This is a genomic window from Streptomyces sp. SID5785, from assembly GCF_009870065.1.
Taxonomy (GTDB): Bacteria; Actinomycetota; Actinomycetes; order Streptomycetales; family Streptomycetaceae; genus Streptomyces.
In genome coordinates this window covers 1-7,884 of record NZ_WWIA01000253.1, presented here as the reverse complement: position 1 = coordinate 7,884, position 7,884 = coordinate 1, and the positions used below count along the sequence as shown (strand labels likewise).

Sequence of the window (7,884 nt, the reverse complement as noted above, 5' to 3'; positions counted from 1 at the left end):
GAGGAGCCGAGGATGGTGCCGCCGCGGGCGAGGATGCCGCCGACGGCGTCCAGGTCCAGCTTGCGGTAGTCGCACTCGAGCAGGCCCTTCCACCCGTCGTGGAAGCCGATGACCTCGTCGCCGTGGTCGACGACGGCTCGGTGGACGACCGAACGGATCACGGCGTTCAGTCCGGGACAGTCTCCGCCGGAGGTGAGGACACCAATACGCATAAGCCCGCAATACCTTTGCAAACGTGGGCCGATGGCCGGACCGCGCCGTCCGGCTGGACCCCCGTACCTTATCGGCGTCCGGGGGCCCTTCCGTACGGGGCGTCCGCCTGCTGGACAACCCCGCTCATATGGGCGGCGACCTGCCCCGAAGGGGGTGTGGACGCTACGCGGGCTGGGCCGTCGCGGCCGCGATCCGCTCGTTGCGCAGGGCCTCGTACCACTGCTCGTCCACCGGCGGCAGCGCGTTCACATCGAGGGCCAGCTTCAGGAGCAGGTCGGCGATCTGCGGGTTGCGCGCCAGCACGGGCCCGTGCATGTACGTGCCGAACACCGTGTCGTTGAAGGCGCCCTCGGTGCCGTCGCCCGTGCCGTTGCCCCGGCCGATGCGGGTGCGGGCGAAGGGGCGGGCCGTGGGGCCGAGGTGCGTGATGCCCTGGTGGTTCTCGAAGCCGGTCAGCGGGGGCAGCCCCAGCTGCGGGTCGATGTCACCCAGCACGTCGCCCACGCAGCGCTCGCCCTCGCCCCGGGTGGAGACCACGTCGAGCAGACCGAGGCCCGGCTCGCGCTCACCCAGGTCGTTGATGAACTCGTGGCCGAGGATCTGGTACCCGGCGCAGACCGAGAAGACGATCGCGCCGTTGCCCACCGCGCGCTGCAGGCCGCCGTCGCGGCGCAGCCGCTCGGCCGCGAGCCGCTGCGGGCGGTCCTCGCCGCCGCCGATCAGGTAGATGTCACCGGAGGTGGGGATCGGCTGGTCGCTGCGCACGTCGTAGCGCTCGACATTGAGTCGGCGCTGGCGGGCCCGGCGCTCCACCACGAGGGCGTTGCCCTGGTCGCCGTAGGTGCTCAGCAGGTCGGGGTAGACCCACACGAGGCGCAGGCTGCTGTCGCTCATGCTCATCCTTAGCTGGTTCAGCTGGTCAGCTGGTTCTCGGCGGGCGGGTCAGTTGCCCACGCGGCGGCGGACGTCCTGGAACGCGGTGTAGTTGGCGATCAGCTCGATCCGGCCCGGGGGCAGGAGCTGGACCGCCTCGTCGAGCGTCTCGCACACCCGGAAGTCCAGGCCCGCGACCTCGAGCCGGACCGCGAGGTCGAGCTTGCGGTCGCCGATCACGCAGATCGGGTGCCCGGCCAGCCGCGTGTAGTCGACGTCCCACAGCCAGGAGGTGTCGGTGCCGTCCGCACCGCGCGCGTTCACCGAGAGGATCACGGGGGTCGGCGGCGGGTCGATGAGCGTGAACGTCTCGAGCCAGCCCGCGGGGTTCTTCGCGAGCAGCAGGCGCAGGTCGCGCTCCATGAACCGCACGACGTCGTAGCGGCCCGCGACGGCCTGCACCTGGTACATGCGCTCCAGGGCCACCTGCGGCGGCACGCCGAAGACGGCGGCGACAGCCGCGGAGGTGGCCGCGTTCGCCTTGTTGGCACGGCCGGGGAGCTGGAGGTGGATCGGCCAGGCGGAGCCGTGCGGGTCGAGCACGTAGTCGCCCTGGAGCGCCCAGCTCGCGGTGGGACGGCGGAAGCCGCACTCGCCGCAGAACCAGTCGTCGCCGGGGCGCTGCATCACACCGCCGCAGGCCGGGCAGGACCAGGCGTCGTCCTTCCACTCCTGGCCCGCCGCGACCCACACGACGTTCGGCGAGGAGGAGGCGGCCCAGACGACCAGCGGGTCGTCCGCGTTGGCGATGACGACCGCCTTCGAGCCGGACAGGCCCTCGCGCCACTTCTCCGCGAGCATGCGGGTCTCCGCCGCGCGGTCCAGCTGGTCGCGCGAGAGGTTGAGCAGGGCGATCGCCTTCGGGCTCGTGTCGCGCGCGACACCCGCCAGGTACTTCTCGTCGACCTCGATGACGCCGAACTTGGCGGCGGAGCCGCCGGCCAGCGCGGAGGTGATGCCGGCGGGCATGTTCGCGCCCAGCGCGTTCGACACGACCTCGCCGCTCGCACGCAGCGCCTCCGCGATCAGGCGCGTGGTGGTCGTCTTGCCGTTCGTCGCCGAGACGAGCACGACGTCCAAGTGCTGCGCGAGCCGTCCGAGGAGCTCGGGGTCGAGCCTGAGGGCGACCTTGCCACCGATCACCGAGCCGCTGCCGCGGCCCGCAGCACGCGACACCGCGGCCGCGGCCTTGCCCGCCGTCACCGCGAGCTTGGCCCGCGGAGACATCGACTCCGAGTTGCCTGCCATCTTCCTGGGTCCTCCTTGCGTACGGCGCCCGCGCCTGCCCCCGGCATCGCTTTCCGGCCTCAGCCTATCGAGATCCTCCGACAAGCCCGAACAGCGGCACCACCAGCACAGGCGGCCTTGTCCCGGACCGTACCCTTACGGCCATGCGACACGGCTCGATCCCCGGCGCCTCGGGGCGCGTACGACCCCTGACCCTGCTCGGCGATCCGGTGCTGCGCGAGCCCTGCGCGCCGGTGACGGACTTCGGCTCCGCGCTCGGGCGGCTGGTGGAGGACATGTTCGCCACGATGTACGCGGCCCAGGGCGTCGGCCTCGCCGCGAACCAGGTGGGCGAGGCGCTGCGGGTCTTCGTCTACGACTGCGAGGACGACGACGATGTGCGCCACGTCGGCCATGTCGTGAACCCGCGTCTGGTCGAGGCCGACGGCGTCGTGGTCCGGGGCCCCGAGGGCTGTCTGTCGCTGCCGGGCCTCGAGGCCGGCACCCCGCGCTTCGACCACGCGCGCGTGGAGGGCGTCGACGTCACGGGCGAGCCGGTGGTGATCCACGGCACCGGCTGGTTCGCCCGCTGCCTCCAGCACGAGTGCGACCACCTGGAGGGGCGCATCTACGCGGACCGGGTCACGGGGTGGCGCCTGCGCCGGGTGATGCGCCAGGCGGCCAGGGCGCCCTGGGCCCGCGCCGGGGGCTGAGCCGGTCCTTCCCGCGAGAAACCGGGGCGGCCGGGGCCGGGGCGCTTCAGAACCCGGGGCCGCCCACCTTGTCGCCGGCCGCCGCGAGGCGTCCCCACAGGAGATCCGCGAGCGCCCGGACCAGGTCCTCGCGGGAGCACGGGCGGTCGCCGAGCCACCAGTCGCCCGCGGCGTGCATCATGCCGACGATGCCGTGGCCCCATACGCGCGCGAGCTGCTGCCCGGCGGGGCCCAGGTCCACGCGCTCCTCGATGACGTCCGCCAGGTCCTCGCCCATGCGCCGCAGCAGCGGCGCGGAGTGCCGGCCCACGTCGAAGCCGTTCTCCCCGGTGGGGCTCTCCGCCGGGTGCATCAGGAACCGGTAGACCTGCGGCCGGGCCTCGATCGCGGCGAGGTAGGTGTCCAGGGTCGACTCGACCCGGCGGCGGCGCTCCGCGGGGGCGTCGAGCGCGGCCCGCAGCGAGGCCAGCAGGGCGTCGGTGTGCCGCTTGGCGAGCGCCGCGTAGAGTCCGCCCTTGTCGCCGAAGTGCCGGTACAGGATCGGCTTGGTGATCCCTGCCTCGGCGGCGATCGCGTTCATCGAGGCGCCGGGGCCGTCCCGGAGCACCACGCGGTCGGCGGCCTCGAGCAGCTCGCGCCGCCGGCGCTCGGCGGCGGACTGCTGGTCCGCGCGCTGATCGGTCCGCTGTGTGGTCTCCATGAGGATCTCCCCGCCCGTGCGATGGCTTGACGCACGCGAAAGGTAACACCCGGCCCATGTCCGGCATCGAACGCGTACGAGGCGGTTGACATGGGCTACTGGTGAGTAACAGACTCTCGTTACCGCAAGTAACGCATGCAGTGTATGCAGCCCTGGAGGGGTCATGGCCGAGTTCACGATGGATCTCAACGACGAGCAGAAAGAAGTCCGTGACTGGCTGCACGGCTTCGCCGCCGACGTGATCCGCCCCGCGGCCGCCGAGTGGGACGAGCGTGAGGAGACGCCCTGGCCCGTCATCCAGGAGGCCGCCAAGCTGGGAATCTACTCCCTCGACTTCTACGCGCAGCAGTTCTTCGACCCCTCGGGCCTCGGCATCCCGATGGCGATGGAGGAGCTCTTCTGGGGCGACGCGGGCATCGCCCTGTCGATCGTCGGTACGGGCCTCGCCGCCGTCGGCGTCCTCGCCAACGGCACCGAGGAGCAGATCGGCACCTGGATCCCGCAGATGTACGGCGACGCCGCCGACGTGAAGGTCGCCGCCTTCTGCTCCTCCGAGCCCGACGCCGGCTCCGACGTCGCCGCCATGCGCACGCGCGCGGTGTACGACGAGGCCAAGGACGAGTGGGTGCTGAACGGCACCAAGACCTGGGCGACCAACGGCGGCATCGCCAACGTCCACGTCGTGGTGGCCGCGGTGGACCCGGAGCTCGGCTCCAAGGGCCACGCCTCCTTCATCGTGCCGCCGAACACCCCGGGGCTGTCCCAGGGGCAGAAGTTCAAGAAGCACGGCATCCGCGCCTCGCACACCGCCGAGGTCGTCCTCGAGGGAGTCCGCGTGCCCGGCTCCTGCCTGCTCGGCGGCAAGGACAAGCTCGACGAGCGCCTCGCCCGCGCGCGCGAGAAGGCGAAGTCCGGCGGCGAGCGCGTGAAGAACGCCGCCATGGCCACCTTCGAGGCCTCCCGCCCGGCCGTCGGCGCCATGGCCGTCGGCACCGCGCGCGCCGCCTACGAGGAGGCGCTGGAGTACGCCAAGACGCGCGAGCAGTTCGGCCGCCCGATCATCGACAACCAGGGCGTCGCGTTCCAGCTCGCCGACATGCGCACGTCGATCGACGCCGCGCGCCTGCTGGTGTGGCGCGCCTCGTGGATGGCGACCACCGGCAAGAAGTTCGAGAACGCCGAGGGCTCCATGTCCAAGCTGTTCGCGAGCGAGACCGCCAAGAAGGTCACCGCCCAGGCGGTCCAGATCCTCGGCGGCAACGGCTTCACCCGTGAGTACCCGGTGGAGCGCATGCACCGCGACGCCGCGATCTACACGATCTTCGAGGGCACGAGCGAGATCCAGCGCCTCGTCATCGCCCGCACCCTGTCCGGCATGCCGATCCGCTAGCCGATCCGGGCGGCCGCCTCAGGAGGCGGCCGCCCGGTGCACGACCGCGGGCCCCGCCGCGGCACGGTCAGGCCCCGTGCCGCAGCGGGGTCAGCTGCTCGATGTCGTAGCGCGACCTCAGCTCCTCGATCGCCGCGTGATCGGGCGGGCCGTCCGTCGCGAGGATCTCCAGGAGTTCCTCGAAGTACCGCTCGTGATCCGGCGGGGGAGAGGCCTGGAAGAACATCTTGGCCGGCCGGCCCGTCGGGTTGGCGAACGCGTGCGGACAGCCCGGCGGCACGACGATGACGGTGCCCGGCGTCGCCCGGACGACCTTGCTGCCCGTGGGGGACTGCCAGCGCTGCCAGTTGTCCGGCGTACGGATCCGCGGCTCGAAGGCGAGCACGTCCAGCTCGCCGTCGAGGACGTAGAACAACTCCTCGCTCCTGGTGTGCACATGGGCGCCGACGTCGAAGCCCGGCGGCACCACCACCTCGAAGCTCGACGCCGTGCGCGAGTGGTCGCCGGTGACCTTGAAGGTGACCTGCTGCGCCGGTGCCTCCACGACACGGCCCTGTCCCGGCGGCACCAGCAGTCCCTCGGGCGGCGTCAGAGCCGTCATCCGGTCTCCGACCACGTCACGGGCATGGCCTCCGGGCCGCGGATCAGCGCGCCCTTGCGGAACGGGACGTCCTCGGGCGGCACGTCCAGGCGCAGGTCGGTGAAGCGCTCCAGCATCGCCCCGACGAGGAGCTCGGACTCCAGCCGCGCCAGCATGCCGCCCACGCAGTAGTGCGGTCCGAACCCGAAGGAGACGTGCGGATTCGGGCTGCGGTCGAAGTCGATGGTGTCCGGGTCGGGGAACACGTCCGGATCGCGGTTCGCCGCCAGATAGGACACGTACACGGGGTCGCCCTCGCTGATCCGCACCCCCGCGACGTCGACGTCCTCCAGGGCGATGCGCGACAGACCCACGGCGCTGCGGTGCGGGATGTAGCGCAGCAGCTCGTCGATGGCCTGCGGGCGCAGTCCGGGTTCCGCGCGCAGCCGCGCCATCAGGTCGGGCCGCGTGAGCAGCACGTAGGTCATGTTGCCGCAGTTGTTGGTGACGGCCTCGCCGCCGATCTGGACGAGCACCGCGAGACCGACCGCCTCGTCCTCGGTGATCTCACCGGCGGCCACGGCGGCGCCCAGCAGCGACGTCACGTCCTCGCCGGCACTGTCGCCGCGCGAGCGCACCAGGTGCGTGAAGTACGCGGACATCTCGTTCCGTGCGCGCTCGCTGACGTCGGCACCGTGCGCGGAGGACAGGATCAACTGCGTCCAGGTGTGCATCAGATGCCGGTCGCCCGCCGGGACGCCCATGAGCTCGCAGATCACGGCGATGGGGAACGGAGCGAGGATCCGCTCCGTGAAGTCGGCGGGCGGGCCGTCGCGCAGCACGCCGTCCACGAGCTCGTCGAGCATGCCCTGCGCGCGCGTGCGCAGCCGCTCGACGCCGCGCGCCGTGAACGCGGCCGCCACCGAGCGCCGCAGCCGCGTGTGGTCCGGCGGATCGGCGAAGCCCACGGCACCGGCCTGCGGGATGAAGTGCGGCGCCAGACGCGTCACCTGGCGGCCGACGACGGCCTCACGGCTGAAGCGCGGATCGTTGGTGACCGTGCGGACGTCCTCGTGGCGCGTGACCAGCCAGGCCCAGCCCTCGCCGTTCGGCAGCTGGATGCGGGTGACGGGTCCCTCGCGCATCAGGCGGGTCAGCACCGGGTCGAAGTCGACGCCGTGCAGGTCGAGCGCGGGCCAGGCGCGCACCGGCGGACGGGTGGTGGTGTTCTCGGTCATACGGCGGCCTCCGCGAGCCCTGCGCGTTCGGTGGGACGGCTCCAGCGGCCCAGCGACATCTCCGCGGTGATCCCGGGACCGAACCCGGCGAGCAGCCCGCGCGCCGTGTCGTGCGCGCCGCCCTCGTCGAAGAGGCGGCGCAGCGCGTCCAGGACGACGGCGCTGGCGATGTTGCCGTACTCGGTGAGCGTGGCACGGCTGAAGCGGAAGGCGTCCGGCGGCACCTGGAGGAACTTGCTGAGGTCGTCCAGGATGCGCGGGCCGCCCGCGTGGATGATGTAGAAGTCCAGCTCGGACGCGTTCCAGCCGTGCAGTCCTGCGAGCTGCTGGAGCGCCGGCGCGAGCGGTTCCATCGTCGTGGGCACGCGCTTGTCGAGCAGGAAGTGGAATCCCGTGGCCCGGACGTCGTAGGCGATCCAGTCCTCGGTCTTCGGGATGAGGTACGAGCCGTTGCGCTCCAGCGTGATGCCGGTACCGCCGCTGCCGCGCACGACCGCCGCGGCGACTCCGTCGCCGAACAGTCCGTTGGACAGCAGGGAGCCGATGCCCAGGTCGGTGGGCTGGTAGCACAGGGAGCAGAACTCGCAGGCCACGATCAGTGCGTTCGCCTCGGGGTAGGCGGTGCAGAAGTCGTGCGCCCGGTTCACCGCGGCGCCGCCGGCGGCGCAGCCCAGCTGGGCTATAGGTATCTGTCTGGTGTCGCTGGAGAAGCCCATCTCGTTGATCAGCCACGCGGTCAGCGACGGCATCATGAAGCCCGTGCACGACACGTAGATGATCACGTCGATGTCCGTGGCGCGCAGCTCCGCGTCGTCGAGCGCCCGCTGCACCACCGCGGGCACCCGGGCCTTGGCCTCCGCCTGGTAGAGCGTGTTGCGCTCCTCGAAGCC

General features: G+C 71.9%; 9 protein-coding genes. 2 read left to right on the top strand and 7 right to left on the bottom strand.

The annotated features are described in order from the left end of the window. The 3 genes from GTW43_RS07675 to GTW43_RS07665 form a co-directional block, all read right to left on the bottom strand. A partial coding sequence (locus GTW43_RS07675; protein ID WP_202501175.1) for a 6-phosphofructokinase occupies nucleotides 1-212 on the bottom strand: 212 nt, incomplete at its 3' end. A 163-nt stretch (nucleotides 213-375) separates the two neighbouring features. Then, complete coding sequence (locus tag GTW43_RS07670) at nucleotides 376-1,107, bottom strand: glutamine amidotransferase (protein WP_161300875.1); 732 nt, start codon at nucleotides 1,105-1,107, stop codon at nucleotides 376-378. A gap of 48 nt (nucleotides 1,108-1,155) precedes the next feature. Continuing rightward, nucleotides 1,156-2,394 (bottom strand): MurT ligase domain-containing protein, encoded by a 1,239-nt coding sequence (locus GTW43_RS07665; RefSeq protein WP_161300874.1) that lies wholly within the window; start codon nucleotides 2,392-2,394, stop codon nucleotides 1,156-1,158. A 143-nt stretch (nucleotides 2,395-2,537) separates the two neighbouring features. Between GTW43_RS07665 and def the strand changes: the two genes are divergently transcribed. Beyond that, a complete protein-coding gene (gene def / locus GTW43_RS07660) occupies nucleotides 2,538-3,086 on the top strand; it encodes a peptide deformylase (protein WP_161300873.1) in 549 nt (182 codons plus the stop codon). Nucleotides 3,087-3,132: 46 nt separating this feature from the next. Here def and GTW43_RS07655 read toward each other — a convergent pair whose 3' ends face one another. Continuing rightward, complete coding sequence (locus tag GTW43_RS07655; RefSeq protein ID WP_161300872.1) at nucleotides 3,133-3,786, bottom strand: TetR family transcriptional regulator; 654 nt, start codon at nucleotides 3,784-3,786, stop codon at nucleotides 3,133-3,135. 163 nt (nucleotides 3,787-3,949) lie between these two features. On the opposite strand from GTW43_RS07655, the gene GTW43_RS07650 reads away from it, so the two are divergent. Then, nucleotides 3,950-5,176, top strand: coding sequence for an acyl-CoA dehydrogenase family protein (locus GTW43_RS07650; RefSeq protein ID WP_161300871.1), 1,227 nt, complete (start codon nucleotides 3,950-3,952; stop codon nucleotides 5,174-5,176). Between the two features lie 67 nt (nucleotides 5,177-5,243). Here the strand turns inward: GTW43_RS07650 and GTW43_RS07645 are convergent, their stop codons facing one another. The 3 genes from GTW43_RS07645 to GTW43_RS07635 all read right to left on the bottom strand — a co-directional run. Further along, a complete protein-coding gene (locus GTW43_RS07645) occupies nucleotides 5,244-5,777 on the bottom strand; it encodes a cupin domain-containing protein (protein ID WP_161300870.1) in 534 nt (177 codons plus the stop codon). Continuing rightward, on the bottom strand, nucleotides 5,774-6,994 hold the full coding sequence (locus GTW43_RS07640; protein ID WP_161300869.1) for a cytochrome P450: 1,221 nt from the start codon (nucleotides 6,992-6,994) through the stop codon (nucleotides 5,774-5,776). The genes GTW43_RS07645 and GTW43_RS07640 overlap by 4 nt, the downstream gene beginning before the upstream one ends. Continuing rightward, nucleotides 6,991-7,884, bottom strand: an 894-nt coding sequence (locus tag GTW43_RS07635) for a type III polyketide synthase (RefSeq protein ID WP_161300868.1), incomplete at its 5' end; no start/stop codon positions are given. The genes GTW43_RS07640 and GTW43_RS07635, both read right to left, overlap by 4 nt.